The organism is Exiguobacterium sp. SL-10 (assembly GCF_004337025.1).
GTDB lineage: Bacteria > Bacillota > Bacilli > Exiguobacteriales > Exiguobacteriaceae > Exiguobacterium.
The window spans coordinates 1-15,254 of record NZ_SJUP01000018.1; the positions used below are offsets into that span (position 1 = coordinate 1).

Genomic DNA, 15,254 nt, shown 5'->3' on the forward strand with positions numbered 1-15,254 from the left:
GGAGCGCTCGTTCGCCGACGGGAAGGAGCTCCACGGTCTCCGCTTCACGTTCTACCGGGGGAAAGAGGCGGTGGACCGCGCCAACCTGGTGGCAGCGACCGCACAAAATATGAAGAAACTGGCCAACCTGTTGGCCGAAAACGACCGTCTACATAGCATTTATTCAATTTTATGTCGGGCAGAGCGCCTCGAGCTCGTTGAACACAAAAAAAGACGAACCCATTCGCCAAAAGCGAATGGGTTCGTCAACAGCCTGAAGCCCTGTCTCATGATGAGACAGGGCTTGTTTTATTGAGCAATCGTTTGTTCTTCCATACATTTTAAGGCCGCCGTCCAACTGCCGAAGAGGGCGTTGATTGTCGACGTGCTCGGCACGTTGCGTCCCTCGGCCCATTTCCGGTAATGCAGGATGCTAAAGTGGGACAATTCATGTTTTGCGACACGGAGTGCCTCGATGACGTCCTCTTCGTCCCATTTTCGTTTCGGTGGGGCGATGTCGAGTACGAATAAGGCGTAACTCCAAGAACCGTACTTCCGGGCAATCGTCGCGACGGTCGGATAGCCACGCTCTTGGGCCCAGATGGCGTAGTGCTGGGACGTGAGGCGTTCGAGTTCTTCGGACGCTTCAATCAACGCTTGGATGATGCGCTCTTCATTGTTTTTCGCGGCGGTCGTCTGAAGTTTCGCTTCCCGGAGCGCGTTCGACCAAGAGCCGAAACGACTGCTGATTAACGTGAGCGACGGTGAACGCGTCACTTTCGACCACTCCCGATACGTTTGACTCGTGAAGAGCGGTAACTCCTCGGCGGCTTGGTTCAACGCGCGGAGGATATCTTCATCCGAGTAGTAATGGAACGACATTTGGATTTGCGCGGCGGCGAGCGCCTCGCGCCAAGACCCGAACTGATGGATGACGGTGGAAAGGGACGGAACATTTTTGTTTTGCGACCATACGCTATACCGTTTCGAATCGAGCTCGGCATGTTCTTGAGCAGCTAACTGCAACGCTTGTACGATTTGAGGGCGTGTCCATTTTTTCATCTTGGTGTCTCTCCTTTGGAGGGAGACGCAGCGAGCGTCTCGGAAGGTCTCTTGGTGTGAATGAACAGGATGTCTTGGTTGAAGAGTCAACGAGCTAGTCAAAAAGAATGGTCAAGATCGATTTCTACCTCCTCGTGCCGAATCTTTACAGGATGCAAAATAATGTCAACGATACCCAATTCGGGTTATGTATATTTCCATTTCCCGTTTGTCAGACAATTATTCATTAAGTGAATGAAATCATGATAATCATTTCGTGAACTCCTTTTTTGCATCTATGTCGTTAATGAGAAAAAGCTTGTCTTATCTTTAAATTTGTTGAGGAGAGTCGGGTAGTTTACTAGCATCGACGCATCTATTGCGCATTCCAACTTACACCATGAACGAACAACTTAGACTCTTGGAGGTGCGAACTATCATGGCAACGCTCGTTAACGTCTATCGGAAGAATCAGCGCAATTTGCTCTTTTTATGTCTCGACATCTTGATCGTCTCGTTTGTATTATACGTGACGTTTGAACTGATGTTCTCCACGATCACATCGTATACGGCACTTGGATCGAGCGAGATGTTGATGATGGTCGCCATTAAAATCATCAGCTTCAGCCTCGTCGGGACCGTCCTCAAGATTCATCGTATCGACTGGCGTTACGCGTCCATCCATGAGATGAAACAAGTTGCCATCGCTTTGTTGAGCAGTGATTTAATCTTGTATGCCTACAACCAATTTCATTTCGGGGCAGGCCTTGGCATGATGATTGCCGTACAAGGGTTGCTCGCATTCAACCTGATTTTGTTCACCCGCTTTTTAGCCCGAAACCATGTATTCGATGTGTTCAAACCGCATTCGAACCACCCCGGACGAAAAGCACTCATCATCGGGGCCGGAGATTCGGGACAGTTGGTTGTCCGTGAGTTGAAAGAGCATCGGACGACCGTCCTGCACGTCGTCGGTCTACTTGATGACAATCCGCACCTACAGTCGCTTTACGTGCATGGGGTGCCTGTCATCGGATCGACAGACGACTTAGAGCGCATCATTCAAGAACATGGTATCGAAGTGGTCATCTTGGCTATCCCAAGTTTGCCTTATGCACGGCGTCTCGCTTTGCTGAAACGAATTGAGAAGACGGGCGCGGAATCACATGCATTACCGATGATCTCGGAGCTCGCGACAGGGAAGGTCTCCATCAATGAGATTCGTGAAGTGAAAATTGAGGATTTGCTCGGTCGCGAACCGGTTCAGTTGGACATATCCGGCATATCTCGTCATGTAGAGGGTGCGACCGTGCTCGTCACAGGCGCCGGGGGCTCGATTGGTTCGGAGTTATGTCGCCAATTGATTAAATTCGCCCCGGCAGAAATGATTCTCCTCGGTCATGGGGAGAACAGTATTTATTTGATCGAACGAGAGTTGCGCGGGCTCGGCACGGAGACACGTCTGCATCCGGTCATCGGTGACGTGCAAGACGAGGCGCGGCTCGAAGACGTGTTCCGCACGTATAAACCGGACATCGTCTATCATGCCGCGGCCCATAAACATGTCCCGCTCATGGAAGATAACCCGCTCGAAGCCGTCAAAAACAATATTTATGGGACGAAGCATATGGTCGATGTCGCAGACCGGCATAACGTGAGCCGTTTCATCATGGTCTCGACGGATAAGGCGGTCAATCCGACGAACGTGATGGGCTCGACGAAACGCATCGCCGAGATGGTCGTCCAAGAGAAGGCTCGTTCGAGTGAGACAATCTTTGCGGTCGTCCGGTTCGGAAACGTCTTAGGCAGTCGCGGCTCGGTCGTGCCACTCTTTAAAGAACAGATTCTCCGGGGAGGACCGGTCACTGTCACCGATCCCGAGATGACCCGCTATTTCATGACCATCCCGGAAGCGAGTCGTCTTGTCATCCAAACGAGCGTCTTGTCACGAGGCGGCGAAGTATTCGTCCTTGATATGGGCGAGCCTGTCAAAATCATCGATTTGGCAAAAAAGATGATCGAGTTGAGCGGATTCACAACTGAACAGATCGGCATCGAGATCACTGGGATTCGACCGGGTGAGAAGTTGTATGAGGAGCTGCTCGCCGCGAGTGAGCTCTGTCCGGAAGCGAACGTCTTCCCAAAAATTTTTGTTGGACAAACCCGGCCTTTCAAGACCGTCGCTTCCGTCCTACATCTCATCGAGACGTTGCGGGATGACCGGGAAGCCTTGACTTACTTGTTGCTCTTTATCGCCAATAGTGACGATCTTGATCGAGACATCGATCGTCTCTTCACGCACGGTGTGAAACGGATGCGTCCCTATATCGCCGGGACACGTCTCGCTGATGGAAGTTGAAGGTCATCACGATTGAAGAGGGGGAGAACGATGAACGATCAAACGGTGCTTATCGTCGGAGTAGCTGGTTTTCAAGGGTTTCATATCGCACGTCGGCTGTTGCAAGAAGGGTTTGACGTCGTCGGGATTGACGATGAAGGGCGGCATAAGACGCGAATCGCCAAACAGCGCCTCTACGTACTCACCCACCCGCGCTTTCATTTGATTCGTTCGATGCTCGCGAACAAGACGATTATGCGCAGCGTCTTAAACAGATACGAACCGAGGCACATCATCTTATGTTCGACGCGTCGGCATAGCGGTAGTGAAGAGCCGCTTGAACGTTACGAGTTGATGAAACGCTATATCGCCATCCAAAAGACGCGGGTCCCTGTCGAATCGTTCATCACGTTCGACTTGCCGTTAAAACAAGAGGACGGAGAACGGCCGGGGATTCACTTGTTCACAGAAGACGTCTTCGGACCTTGGGACGACGTCTCGACGCTCGTATCAAAGGCAATTGTCGCCGTCGACCGAGGTGTCCGACTCTCCGGATACTTCGCGACGGACATCATCAACGTCTCCTATATCGACGACGTCGTCGAGTCGGTCGTTCGCTTGCTGCGCTTGATTGAAACCGGGATGTCCCCAGTCGGATATTTCCAAATTCCGGCCTCCGACTACGTGAACGTCCAAACGTTACTGTCTGACATCGGGCATCTCCTCAACAAGTCGGCGAAGACGTCACTGCCGATGCGAGAGTCGATCCTCCGGCAGTCGGACGTTCCGCCGCTCGATACGCTGATTGGATTCAGACCGAGCACATCATTGTTTGAAGGACTCGAGCAAGTCGTCGATTGGTATATCTCGTACAAAACCATGATGAAGGAGGGCATCAAATGAACATCCTACTATCGAAGCCCCATATGTCGGGCCGTGAGATGGCCTATATCGAAGAGGCGTTCGCGAGCAATTGGATTGCCCCGCTTGGCCCGAACGTCAATGCGTTCGAAGCGGAAGTGGCCGCTTATGCGGACCACCCGTACGCCTTAGCGACAAGTTCAGGAACCGCCGCCCTCCACTTGGCATTGCTCACGCTCGGCGTCCAGACAGGTGATACGGTCTTCTGTCAGTCGCTCACGTTCGTGGCATCGGTCAACCCGATCCGTTACGTCGGCGCGACCCCGGTCTTTATCGACTCGGAAATGACGACGTGGAATATGTCCCCGGATGCGCTCCGTAAAGCGTTCGTCCAAGCGGCGACAAAAGGGAGACTGCCGAAAGCGGTCATCGTCGTTCACTTGTACGGCGTCGTCGCAAAAATTGGGGAGATTCGCCACATCTGCCGTGAGTACGGCGTCCCGTTGATTGAGGACGCGGCCGAATCACTCGGCTCGACGTGGCACGGACAGATGACGGGTACGATTGGTGACATCGGATTCTATTCGTTCAACGGTAATAAAATCATCACGACGTCTGGTGGAGGCATGCTTCTGACACCGAACGACGAGATGAGACAACTGGCGCTCAAGTTGGCCACGCAAGCCCGAGAAGACATGCCACATTATGAGCACGAACAGGTCGGTTATAACTATCGGTTGAGCAACGTCTCGGCCGGGATTGGTCGGGGGCAGCTTGAAGTGATTGAACAGCGCGTTCAAGCACGACGTCGTGTTTTCGCCCGCTATGAGCGTATGTTTCGTCAGCTCGGGACGACGTATCAACAGGAAGTGCCGCACTCGCGGGCCAATCGCTGGCTGACCGCCATGCAGTTGGATCAGACCGACTTACACCGCGACACGTTGATCGAGCGCCTCGCTAGCGCCAGCATCGAATCCCGTCCTGTCTGGAAGCCAATGCACTTACAACCGGTGTATCGCGATGCCGAGTACGTGACAGTCGACGGAAAAGATGTAAGTCGCCACTTGTTCGAGAACGGCATCTGCCTTCCGTCGGGATCGGATTTGACACTCGGCGAACAACAGCAAGTCATCCAGACCGTGCTCGATACGCGCTCAATCGTCACGGAACAAAGCGTCTGAGGAGGACGAACGATGAACCGGGAAGCAGAGATCATTCAAGCGCTTCGAGCCGCTGCATCTCTGACTCCGACCCTCACGGTCAAACAATATCAGCTCTGGAGCCGAGACCGAGACGTCCCGACATTTCTCGACGTTCTCAATTTTTACGGGTCATGGACCGGTGCCTTGAAGGCAGCCGGCCTCTTAGAAGCCCGAAAACACTATACACAACAAGAACTCGTGGCAGCGCTTCGGCTCGCACTTGAACAGGAAGGGAAGTTGACGAGCACTCATTATCAACAATGGGTTCAAGATCATACCGGCCCTTCCCTAGGTGATATTATTTCCCATTTCGGGTCTTGGAGTCTGGCCGTGAAAACGGTAGAGCGTCTAGAGGAGCTCCATTTTACCGTCCAGCCAGAACGTGAAAAAGCAGAAATCGTCCAATCGTTGCTAGAAGCAAGCCGTATCATCGTACCGTTCAACGCGATCACCTATCAAAAATGGGCGAAACAACATAGACGACCAAGTGTCGCCAAAGTATCCCGGCGGTACGGCTCCTGGAAACGGGCGCTCGCTGAACTAGACATTCGTGAGTCATGTGATGGGAAGTGAGGAGCAATTGGGTAAAACAAACTTTGAAAAACGGGTCTTTTTCAGGGAAGGGAGGAGAACGACGTGATCCGACCAATCGTACTACTCATGGGAGAGCACCGGACATCTGCCTACGTCTATCATGCAATCCGCAATTTAGGAGTGACCCATGTCATTCAGGAAGATGGACCGAGCGAGCATCGCCCGGCATCCATCCGGCATTGGCTGACGCACGTATATGTCCGGCTGGTGTCGCCCGTCATGCGCCTCTCGAGCCGAGCACGGATTCAAGAACTTAAACGTCGCTATCCATTGAACGACGAACCGATCCCGTTCCATCACACCTTACGCGTCACGTCATTGAACGACATGAAGACGATGATGTGGCTCGACCGCCTCGACCCGCAACTGATCGTCATTCACGAGGCGGGTCCGATTGATCCGAGCGTCCTCGCCCGGTTCGACTGTCCGGTGTTGACGGTGAAACCGACGATGGCAGAAGGGCAACTTGAAGCGTACTGGGCGTTCCGGGCCAAGCCCGACGTCTGTGAAGTCAGAATCGAGCAATGGACCGAACGGGGCTGGTCCGTGGTTGACCGGTCTTTGCTCTATATCGGCGGGACCGACAACTTTGCGACGTACCCTTACTTGCAGCTTACGACGGGGCTCCCGCTCTTGAGGCATCAAATCGAGTTGTTACTAAAGGAAGAAGTCTATGACCGTCGGACGGCAAAATAACGGCCAAAGCGTGATGCTTTGGCCGTTTAGCTGTGGGTGATGCAATAGTGTTGGATGGCGTCATTATAATAGACGGCCAGCCCTGGCGCGTACTTGTCATAGAACGCGGTGAAACGTTCGTCCATGACGTACATCTGACCGAGTCCGCTGAACATGTCGAGCGAGCAATCATAAAACTGGTCATTGATGAACAGGTGGTTCGCCCGGACGACCGCTTGGACACGCGGATCTTCAACCGGGATACCGGTCGTGAACAAGTCGACGAGCGGTTTGACGAGATCGACTTGTTGTTGACTGAGCGTTTCCCAGTCTTCTTTCGATCGCTTGTCGGCGCGCTCACGTGACGTCTTGTACGCCTCGCTCTCGCCCCAACGTTCTTCTGTCTCCGCCTCGTGCTTCGCTTCATGGGCTTTCAATTCGTCAAACGACAGTCCGTTGAACAACGACTTGTCTTCCATTGGAATTCCTCCTCTCAGTGAGGTGAGTGTCGATTCCGCCGTCTCGGCGAGCGTCGCAAAATAGGCGGCTTTCGTGCGTAACGCGGTCACTTGCTCTTCAAGGGCGCGCGCCCGATCGAACGGTTCGGCCTCGAGTAAGCTTTGAATCGTCTCGAGCGGAAAGTCGAGCGAACGGTACAGCAGAATCGTCTGCAATCGCTTGGCGTCATGTGATGAGTAACGGCGATACCCGTTAGCGTCACGGTCGGCAATAAGCAGACCGACCGCATCATAGTGCCGTAGCGTCCGTGTGGTCGTTCCGGCGAGTGTGGCGAGCTGTTGAATCGTATACATCTCCTCACCTCCTTGGATTCAGCGTACACGTTGACGTCGCGTCAAGGTCAAGCCTATTTTTCAAACAAAGAGAACCCACCTCGTTCGCCGACATAACGGAAGCCGAAACGGGGATAATAGGCATTCAAAAATGGATTCGTGGCGACGCAGTCGAGGCGAACCCGGTCCGGCGTCGCTGCAAGTGCATGACGCATCAACTGTTCGCCGACTTGCTGGCCTTTCATCCGGTCATCGACGACGAGGCGATGCAAATAGACGGCCGCGTCAGGATCATCCCACAAGTTCTCGTCCCAAGACGTCGGCGGAATCAAACTGACCGCCCCAGCGATGTCTCCGTTCGCTTCGTATACATAAACGGTCCCGTTCGTGACGTCATGGGTCACAAAATCGGTCCGGCTCGGTTCTAAATATTTTTGCCATTGCGTTTTTCCAGCGGCCCGAAACGATTGCGCTTTCGTCAAAATCAATTGATCAATCGCCAAAAGATCGGCCTGTGTGGCCAAACGGATCATGTAAGTCGCCTCACTTTCATTTCATTTCAAATTCGTGTAGGGTACACGATGAGTAAGCTGTTGAAAACATCTTTGTGTCGTGGAATGATTTTTGGTAAGATTAACTTACTGCAATCGTGCAAACGATTGCGCTAACGAGATGAAGAGACAACAGCACTGATATTAGTATATAGGATGCGCAGTGAGTTTAGGGACAAGGGAGTATCATTGACACATGCAACTTTTACAACGTGACCAACACACAAAAGGTAACTTGCAAACACAAACGAAGACACTGAAACGAAACTGGTGGAAAGAAGCCGTTGCTTATCAAATCTATCCGCGCAGTTTTTACGATGCGAACGGGGACGGGATCGGTGACATTCAAGGGATCATCGACAAACTCGATTACTTGAAAGATCTCGGCGTCGACGTCATTTGGATTTGCCCGATGTACAAGTCACCGAACGATGACAACGGGTATGACATTAGTGACTATCAAGACATCATGGATGAGTTCGGGACGATGGAAGACTTCGACCGTCTCTTACAAGAGGTCCACGCGCGCGGCATGAAGCTGCTGCTCGACCTCGTCGTCAACCATACGTCAGATGAGCATCCATGGTTCATCGAATCGAAGAGCTCGAAAGACAATCCGAAGCGCGACTGGTATATTTGGCGCGACGGCAAGCCCGACGGCTCGAAACCGAACAACTGGGAGTCCATCTTCGGTGGGTCGGCCTGGGAATTCGATGAGACGACCGAGCAATACTTCTTGCACGTTTTCTCGAAGAAACAGCCGGACCTGAACTGGGAGAACGCGGAGATGCGCCAAACGGTGTACAACATGATCAACTGGTGGCTCGATAAAGGCATCGACGGGTTCCGTGTCGACGCCATCAGTCACATCCGGAAGCACCCGTCGTTCGGCGACTTGCCGAACCCGGAAGGCCTCGATTTCGTCCCGTCGTTCGAGATGCACATGAACGTCGACGGGATTCACGGTTACTTGGAAGAACTTCGCGACGAGACGTTCAATAAACACGACATCATGACGGTCGGTGAAGCGAACGGTGTCTCGCCTGACGACGCCCACCTTTGGGTCGGTGAGAAGGAAGGCAAGATGAACATGGTGTTCCAATTCGAACACATGGGCCTCTGGCGTGAAGACGCTGAATCGAAGCTCGACGTCGTTCACTTGAAGAACGTCCTCACGAAATGGCAAAAAGGCCTCGAGGCAGACGGCTGGAACGCCCTTTACGTCGAGAACCACGACCAGACACGGACCGTGTCATCGTGGGGTGATGACGAGCGCTATTGGAAAGAAAGCGCCAAATCGATCGCAATGATGTATTTCCTCATGCAAGGGACGCCATTCATCTACCAAGGTCAAGAGATCGGCATGACGAACGTGAAGTTCGACTCGATCGACCAGTATGACGATATCGCGACGCGCAACCGTTATTACATCGGTCTCGAACATGGTAAGAGCCATGAGGAGATGATGGACATCACGTGGAACTCGTCACGTGACAACACGCGGACGCCGATGCAATGGAACGCGGGACCGAATGCAGGATTCACGTTCGCAGAGAAGTCTTGGTTCGGCATCAACCCGAACTATACGGACATCAACGTCGATGCTCAGCTCGAAGATGAGGACTCGATTCTCAACTTCTATAAAGAGATGATTCGTCTTCGCAAGCAAGACGAGACATTCGTCTACGGCACATACGACATCGTCTTGCCGGAACATCCGGAAATCTATGCGTACACGCGTACGCTTGGTGACTCGCAATACCTCGTCATGACGAACTTGACGGGGAAAGAAGCCATCTTTGCGACAGAGCTCACGCTTCGTTCGAAAGACGTCGTCTTGCAAAACATGCCGCTCGAGCCGCATGATGAGACGACACTCGTCCACTTGAAGCCGTTCGAGGGACGCGTCTATAAATTGAGTTAATCCGAAGGCCGCCTCTGTGCGGTCTTTTTTGAGCACAGGGAAATGACGAAAGAGCACGAATCTATTTAATGATGAGGAGGGATCGGATTGAGATTATTACTGACATCGGCCGGTATCAAAAATGAACGAATCAAACAATCGTTGCTCGAGTTACTAGGGAGACCGATTGAGGAGTGTAACGCCCTTTGTATTCCGACCGCGATTTACGCGCTACCAGGTGGGACGAATCATGCATGGAACTTTTTCAACGGTGATTTCTCGACGCCGATGTGTGAGTTAGGGTGGAAGTCGGTCGGGGTCCTCGAATTGAGTGCCCTCCCCAGTCTTGATGAAAGGGTGTGGAGACCGGCGTTCGACGAAGCGGATGTGTTGTTGGTCAACGGAGGCGACCCACTGTTCTTGCATTATTGGATGAAGCAGTCTGGTGTCGCGCAGCTGTTGCCGGATTGGAAGGGCGTCTATGTCGGTTTGAGTGCCGGTAGCATGGTTATGACCCCACGCATCGGGGAGGCGTTTGTCGGTTGGCAGGCCCCAGGCGTCCAAAGCGATGAGACGCTAGGCTACGTCGATTTCTCGATTTTCCCTCACCTCGATCATGAGATGTTGCCAGAGAACACGTCCGAGCATGCGATCGAATGGGCAGAGATGCTGGCTGGGCCGAGCTACGCCATTGATGACGAGACGGCGATTCGAGTCGTCGACGGACGCATCGACGTGATTTCAGAAGGGCATTGGTTGAAGTTTTAACAAAACGAACGGCCGCGGATTATCACGTCCACGGTCTTTTGCTTGAAGCGGACTTCTTGCACGCACATAATATAAAATTGATCAGCCGCGACGTGTGAAGCGCGTGAGAACCGGGAAAGAAAAAGTTACCGATTCCGGACTATTCGCGAGATATGGTACGATGGGACAGCGGAAAGGGGAATCACCATGGCAATTGAACCGAAACGCGTACGTGTGCGCCAAAAGACGACGATCCGTGAGATCGCGGAACCGATCGAGCTACTAGCCGATGGGCTCTATTATGAATTGAAGACCGGCTTCATCTTGACGTTCGATCAAGAACGAGAAGACGGTGTCGTCCCGACGACCATCAAATATACAACGGGCCGGCTTGCGCTCATCTGTAAAGGGCCGATCGAGATGAATCATTCCTTTATCGAAGGACGCTTGACGCAGAGCCTATATAAAAACCCATACATGTCCATGACGATGGCGACAACGACGGAGCGGCTCGATGTCGCCGACGGTAGTTGCCGATTCATCTACGAGTTATCGATGAACGACGACTTAGCGGGCAACTATGAAGTCGACGTCACGTGGACGTTTGAAGGAGGAGACGAAACATGAACTTTGCAGAACGTGTGAAAAAGATTGAAGAGATGTTGAACGAAGATTGGTTCGAGATGCTCGAGACGAACGAGGACGAGTATGAAGAGTGGCGCGGACGCCTCGAGGACCACGCAGAGCAGGTCGTCGGGCACTACGACAACGAGACCGGCGTCGATATGGACTCGGTCGATAAATTACTCCAATTGAACGATGAGTTTCCGCTTCTTTATGGAGAGGATACGGTTCGGCTCTATATCGCCTTGATCGAGGCGCGGCCAGAAGACAAATCGGTGTATGAACGCTACATCGACTACTTGGCGGCTATCGGTGACGCGACGCATGAGGAGTTTTTACGGTTTCATACACTCGTGGAAGCGGGCCGGTTAGAAGAAGCGCGCGGGATCGCATCTCAGATGCCAAAACGATTAGGACTCGAAGACTAAGGCCGCATTGCGGTCTTTTTCATACATAGAAACAGGGGGGGAGTCAGATGTTGCGACTCGTGAAGACATCAATGGATCAGGAAGCAAAAGTAATCGATTTTTTAAAGGAATGGTGGGAACGGGGCGAGACGATCGTCCCGAACGCGGTCGACCGTGACGCGTCTGACTTTTCGTCGTACGTCAAACAGATCCGTGATAAAGAGGTACGGGTCAACAACGTCAGTTGGGTGCCGAGCACGACGTATTGGCTAACGGACGGGGAGGAGTTGCTCGGGGCGGCGAATATCCGTCACGAATTGAATGACAACCTCATCAACTTTGGAGGACATATCGGGTACGGCATCAAGCCGAGCGCTCGCGGGCGGGGTCTCGCCACGAAACAGCTTGAACTCGCGCTCGAGAAGGCGAAAGAACTCGGCATCGAGCGGGCCTTGATCACGTGCGATCGGACGAACGTGGCGTCACGCCAAGTCATTTTGAACAACGGCGGGGTGCCGGACACACCGTTCATGGAGGGAAGCGGCAAGGTCGTCGAACGGTTTTGGATTGAACTGAAAGGGTGACACGAGATGGCGAATTGGATCGTGTTCTATTTAGCGCTCATCAATTTTTTTGGGATTTATCTGTTTCCACGAGACCGGGTGCCATCTCAAAAATGGTTCTCATTTTCAAGTGGGATCGCCATCACGTATTTTTTCATGTATCTGTTGCCGTCGCTCAACAAGCGGCAAGATACGCTTCGAGTGGATTGGCTCGACCTGGCTCTGCCATCCGAAATTTATGTCATCAGCCTACTCGGCTTCACCGTCTTTTACGGAACGATGCGTGTCGTCCGGACCCCATACTTTCAGGATGAAACGGTGGACCAAAACGTCTCGTACTGGCTCCAGGTGACACTTCTGACGGCGTATATGTCTTTCTCGGCATATGTCGTCACCGCCTCTTCGGTCACATTCGTCGCCCGCAGCTTTTATGCGACGGCGCTCGGTGTCCATTTCCTCGCCGTCGGCCACGACCTCTATCGTCACTACGGTGAACGTTACATCCGGCAAGGACGTTATTTTTTGAGTGGCGGGATTCTCGTCGGCGGCTTCTTCTCTCGTTTTGTCGAGTTGCCGACCCATATCGAGGCAATTTTATTCGCCTTCGTTGCCGGGGCGATGATTCTGAACATCGTCAAGTTCGAGCTCCCGGCCGACCGTAATCTTCACTTTCGGACGTTCGTGCTCGCCGTCGTCGGGTATGGCGGCATCCTCTTATTCTTAAAGCACGTACTCAATTTTTGACCGCTTCAATAAAATGAATGACTGTTCATTCATTGTTTGGTATACTGAACTCAAGATTGAATCCGTTTTCATAAGGGGGAGTTTTGGGGATGTCTACATTTTTAATCGTCAACTGGATTCTATTCTTGCTCGTCCTCGGCTATGGACTATATTTGTTCGCCTCGCTGGTGTACCAGCGCTATACGTTCATCAAGCTCGGGAAACAGGCAGAGTGGAGCCAAACGAACAAAGAACGGCTTGAACAGGTTATGATCAACGTGTTCGGCCAAAAAAAATTGTTGAAAGATAAGAAGAGCGGCATCATTCACGTCATGATGTTCTATGGGTTCATCCTCGTCCAGTTCGGGGCCATCGACTTCATCTGGAAAGGGCTTGCTGTCGGGACGCGTTTCCCGCACATCCCGCTCGGTCCGCTCTATCCGATTTTCACGTTCATGCAAGAAATCGTCATGCTCATGATTCTCGTTGCGGTCGTTTGGGGATTCTACCGCCGTTATGTCGAGAAGCTCGTGCGCTTGAAACGAAACTTCTTGGCCGGTCTCGCCCTCATCTTCATCGGTGGGCTGATGGTATCGGTCTTGTTCGGAAACGGGTTTTACCTCGTCTATAAAGAAGAGCTCCCGATGTGGGGCGAGCCGGTCGCGACACTCATCGGTTCGGCGTTCGCCTGGGTACCTGGCGGTGTCGCCTTCGCCTTGTTCGTCGTCTTCTGGTGGCTCCACCTCTTGTTCTTGCTCAGCTTTATGATTTATATCCCGCAAGGCAAGCATGCTCACTTGATTGCCGGGACGCTCAACGTTTGGCTCGGACGGACGCACCAAGTCGGTCGTCTTGCACCGGTCGACTTCTCAGCGATGGAAGAGGCCGAGGAGTCGGATGAAGAAATCGTCTTCGGCGTCAATAAAATCGAGGACTTCAACCAAAAACAACTCGTCGATCTGTATGCCTGTGTCGAGTGCGGACGCTGTACGAACGTCTGCCCGGCGACAGGGACCGGGAAGATGTTGTCGCCGATGGACCTCATCGTCAAACTACGCGACCATATGAACATGAAAGGGGCCGCCATCACGCGCAAATCGCCGTGGGCTCCAGCACTCATGTTCCAAAACACGCAAGGGGCCGAGATCGCGGCTGCGGCGATGAATGGAAACATGCTCGTCGCCGACGAGTTGATTGGCAACGTCATCACCGAAGAAGAGATTTGGGCATGTACGACGTGTCGCAACTGTGAGGATCAATGTCCGGTCATGAACGAGCACGTCGACAAGATCATCGACCTTCGTCGTTACCTTGTCATGATGGAAGGGAAGATGGATCCTGAGGCGCAGCGTACGGTCGCGAACATCGAACGTCAAGGCAATCCGTGGGGGATGAACCGGAAAGAGCGCGAGAACTGGCGCAAAGACCGGGAAGAACTCGTCATTCCGACAGCGAAAGAGAAGAAGAAGGCCGGCGAAGAGTTCGAATTCCTCTTCTGGGTCGGGGCGATGGGCTCATACGATAGCCGCAGCCAAAAAGTCGCCCAAAGCTTTGCGAGCGTCTTGAACAAGGCTGGTGTCTCGTTCGCCATCCTCGGGAACGAAGAGAAGAACTCAGGGGACACACCACGCCGCATCGGGAATGAGCTGTTGTTCCAAGAGCTCGCCGAGGCAAACATCAAACTGTTCGAAAAGTACGGGGTCACAAAGATTGTCACAGTCGACCCGCACGCGTACAACACGTTCAAAAACGAGTATCCGGACTTCGGATTAAGTGGTGTGAAAGTATATCACCATACCGAGCTCCTCGCTGAGCTCCTCGATACAGGCCGGGTCAAGCCGGACTTCTCTGTGAACGAGCGCGTCGTCTATCACGACTCGTGTTACCTTGGACGCTATAACGGCATTTACGATGCCCCGCGCTTTGTGCTCGAACGCATCCCGGGTGTCGAACTCGTCGAGGCGGACCGCAACCGTGAGAACGGCATGTGTTGCGGCGCCGGCGGCGGTCTCATGTGGCAAGAAGAGAAAGTCGGGACGCGCGTCAACGTAGCCCGGACCGAGCAGTTGCTTGAGACGAAGCCAACGGTCATCGGCTCGGCCTGTCCGTATTGCTTGACGATGCTCTCCGACGGGACGAAAGCGAAAGAAGTCGATGAAACGGTCGGCACGTTCGATGTCGTCGAACTACTCGATCGCTCCCTCGCTCCGCTCGAAATACCAGAACCACTCATGCAATAAAAACAAGGCACGGTC

Annotated in this window: 15 protein-coding genes and 1 pseudogene; 13 read left to right on the top strand and 3 right to left on the bottom strand. The window is 52.9% G+C overall.

The features are described 5' to 3' along the window. Positions 1 to 130: pseudogene (locus EVJ33_RS15675) on the top strand (transposase); the annotation flags it as partial. A gap of 158 nt (positions 131 to 288) precedes the next feature. Here the strand turns inward: EVJ33_RS15675 and EVJ33_RS14285 are convergent. Further along, positions 289 to 1,041, bottom strand: coding sequence for a homing endonuclease associated repeat-containing protein (locus tag EVJ33_RS14285; RefSeq protein WP_131438132.1), 753 nt, complete (start codon positions 1,039 to 1,041; stop codon positions 289 to 291). 418 nt (positions 1,042 to 1,459) lie between these two features. Here EVJ33_RS14285 and EVJ33_RS14290 point away from each other — a divergent pair, with 418 nt between their 5' ends. From EVJ33_RS14290 to EVJ33_RS14310, 5 genes are all read left to right on the top strand, one after another. Then, positions 1,460 to 3,379, top strand: a complete 1,920-nt coding sequence (locus EVJ33_RS14290) for a polysaccharide biosynthesis protein (RefSeq protein ID WP_131438134.1) — start codon at positions 1,460 to 1,462, stop codon at positions 3,377 to 3,379. A gap of 30 nt (positions 3,380 to 3,409) precedes the next feature. Next, positions 3,410 to 4,261 (top strand): NAD-dependent epimerase/dehydratase family protein, encoded by an 852-nt coding sequence (locus EVJ33_RS14295; protein ID WP_131438136.1) that lies wholly within the window; start codon positions 3,410 to 3,412, stop codon positions 4,259 to 4,261. After that, on the top strand, positions 4,258 to 5,400 hold the full coding sequence (locus EVJ33_RS14300) for an aminotransferase class V-fold PLP-dependent enzyme (RefSeq protein ID WP_131438138.1): 1,143 nt from the start codon (positions 4,258 to 4,260) through the stop codon (positions 5,398 to 5,400). Before EVJ33_RS14295 ends, EVJ33_RS14300 begins: the two co-directional genes overlap by 4 nt. A gap of 12 nt (positions 5,401 to 5,412) precedes the next feature. After that, a complete protein-coding gene (locus EVJ33_RS14305; RefSeq protein ID WP_131438140.1) occupies positions 5,413 to 5,994 on the top strand; it encodes a hypothetical protein in 582 nt (193 codons plus the stop codon). A 63-nt stretch (positions 5,995 to 6,057) separates the two neighbouring features. Beyond that, a complete protein-coding gene (locus tag EVJ33_RS14310; RefSeq protein ID WP_131438142.1) occupies positions 6,058 to 6,711 on the top strand; it encodes a hypothetical protein in 654 nt (217 codons plus the stop codon). Positions 6,712 to 6,737: 26 nt separating this feature from the next. Here EVJ33_RS14310 and EVJ33_RS14315 read toward each other — a convergent pair whose 3' ends face one another. Both EVJ33_RS14315 and EVJ33_RS14320 read right to left on the bottom strand, forming a co-directional pair. Next, positions 6,738 to 7,502 carry a MerR family transcriptional regulator gene (locus EVJ33_RS14315; protein ID WP_131438144.1) on the bottom strand — a complete coding sequence of 255 codons (765 nt, stop codon included), beginning with the start codon at positions 7,500 to 7,502 and terminating at the stop codon, positions 6,738 to 6,740. A gap of 53 nt (positions 7,503 to 7,555) precedes the next feature. Beyond that, positions 7,556 to 8,014, bottom strand: a complete 459-nt coding sequence (locus EVJ33_RS14320) for a GNAT family N-acetyltransferase (RefSeq protein WP_131438146.1) — start codon at positions 8,012 to 8,014, stop codon at positions 7,556 to 7,558. Between the two features lie 214 nt (positions 8,015 to 8,228). Here EVJ33_RS14320 and EVJ33_RS14325 point away from each other — a divergent pair, with 214 nt between their 5' ends. The 7 genes from EVJ33_RS14325 (at position 8,229) to EVJ33_RS14355 (ending at position 15,239) form a co-directional block, all read left to right on the top strand. Further along, positions 8,229 to 9,956 (top strand): glycoside hydrolase family 13 protein, encoded by a 1,728-nt coding sequence (locus EVJ33_RS14325; protein ID WP_131438148.1) that lies wholly within the window; start codon positions 8,229 to 8,231, stop codon positions 9,954 to 9,956. An 87-nt stretch (positions 9,957 to 10,043) separates the two neighbouring features. Beyond that, positions 10,044 to 10,703, top strand: coding sequence for a Type 1 glutamine amidotransferase-like domain-containing protein (locus EVJ33_RS14330; protein ID WP_131438150.1), 660 nt, complete (start codon positions 10,044 to 10,046; stop codon positions 10,701 to 10,703). Positions 10,704 to 10,889: 186 nt separating this feature from the next. Beyond that, positions 10,890 to 11,309 (top strand): YwiB family protein, encoded by a 420-nt coding sequence (locus EVJ33_RS14335; RefSeq protein ID WP_131438152.1) that lies wholly within the window; start codon positions 10,890 to 10,892, stop codon positions 11,307 to 11,309. After that, positions 11,306 to 11,734, top strand: a complete 429-nt coding sequence (locus EVJ33_RS14340; protein WP_131438154.1) for a hypothetical protein — start codon at positions 11,306 to 11,308, stop codon at positions 11,732 to 11,734. The genes EVJ33_RS14335 and EVJ33_RS14340 overlap by 4 nt, the downstream gene beginning before the upstream one ends. A gap of 47 nt (positions 11,735 to 11,781) precedes the next feature. Next, entirely contained in the window at positions 11,782 to 12,297 is a 516-nt protein-coding gene (locus EVJ33_RS14345; protein ID WP_131438156.1) for a GNAT family N-acetyltransferase, read from the top strand. Between the two features lie 6 nt (positions 12,298 to 12,303). Beyond that, positions 12,304 to 13,020 carry a hypothetical protein gene (locus EVJ33_RS14350; protein ID WP_131438158.1) on the top strand — a complete coding sequence of 239 codons (717 nt, stop codon included), beginning with the start codon at positions 12,304 to 12,306 and terminating at the stop codon, positions 13,018 to 13,020. Between the two features lie 89 nt (positions 13,021 to 13,109). Beyond that, a complete protein-coding gene (locus tag EVJ33_RS14355; protein ID WP_131438160.1) occupies positions 13,110 to 15,239 on the top strand; it encodes a (Fe-S)-binding protein in 2,130 nt (709 codons plus the stop codon). Positions 15,240 to 15,254 lie beyond the last annotated feature (15 nt).

Excerpts from the sequence above, each read along its gene's own strand:
- EVJ33_RS14285 (WP_131438132.1), bottom strand. The coding sequence starts at position 1,041 with ATGAAAAAATGGACACGCCCTCAAATCGTACAAGCGTTGCAGTTAGCT.
- EVJ33_RS14290 (WP_131438134.1), top strand. The coding sequence starts at position 1,460 with ATGGCAACGCTCGTTAACGTCTATCGGAAGAATCAGCGCAATTTGCTC.
- EVJ33_RS14295 (WP_131438136.1), top strand. The coding sequence starts at position 3,410 with ATGAACGATCAAACGGTGCTTATCGTCGGAGTAGCTGGTTTTCAAGGG.
- EVJ33_RS14300 (WP_131438138.1), top strand. The coding sequence starts at position 4,258 with ATGAACATCCTACTATCGAAGCCCCATATGTCGGGCCGTGAGATGGCC.
- EVJ33_RS14305 (WP_131438140.1), top strand. The coding sequence starts at position 5,413 with ATGAACCGGGAAGCAGAGATCATTCAAGCGCTTCGAGCCGCTGCATCT.
- EVJ33_RS14315 (WP_131438144.1), bottom strand. The coding sequence starts at position 7,502 with ATGTATACGATTCAACAGCTCGCCACACTCGCCGGAACGACCACACGG.
- EVJ33_RS14320 (WP_131438146.1), bottom strand. The coding sequence starts at position 8,014 with ATGATCCGTTTGGCCACACAGGCCGATCTTTTGGCGATTGATCAATTG.
- EVJ33_RS14325 (WP_131438148.1), top strand. The coding sequence starts at position 8,229 with ATGCAACTTTTACAACGTGACCAACACACAAAAGGTAACTTGCAAACA.
- EVJ33_RS14335 (WP_131438152.1), top strand. The coding sequence starts at position 10,890 with ATGGCAATTGAACCGAAACGCGTACGTGTGCGCCAAAAGACGACGATC.
- EVJ33_RS14340 (WP_131438154.1), top strand. The coding sequence starts at position 11,306 with ATGAACTTTGCAGAACGTGTGAAAAAGATTGAAGAGATGTTGAACGAA.
- EVJ33_RS14345 (WP_131438156.1), top strand. The coding sequence starts at position 11,782 with ATGTTGCGACTCGTGAAGACATCAATGGATCAGGAAGCAAAAGTAATC.
- EVJ33_RS14350 (WP_131438158.1), top strand. The coding sequence starts at position 12,304 with ATGGCGAATTGGATCGTGTTCTATTTAGCGCTCATCAATTTTTTTGGG.
- EVJ33_RS14355 (WP_131438160.1), top strand. The coding sequence starts at position 13,110 with ATGTCTACATTTTTAATCGTCAACTGGATTCTATTCTTGCTCGTCCTC.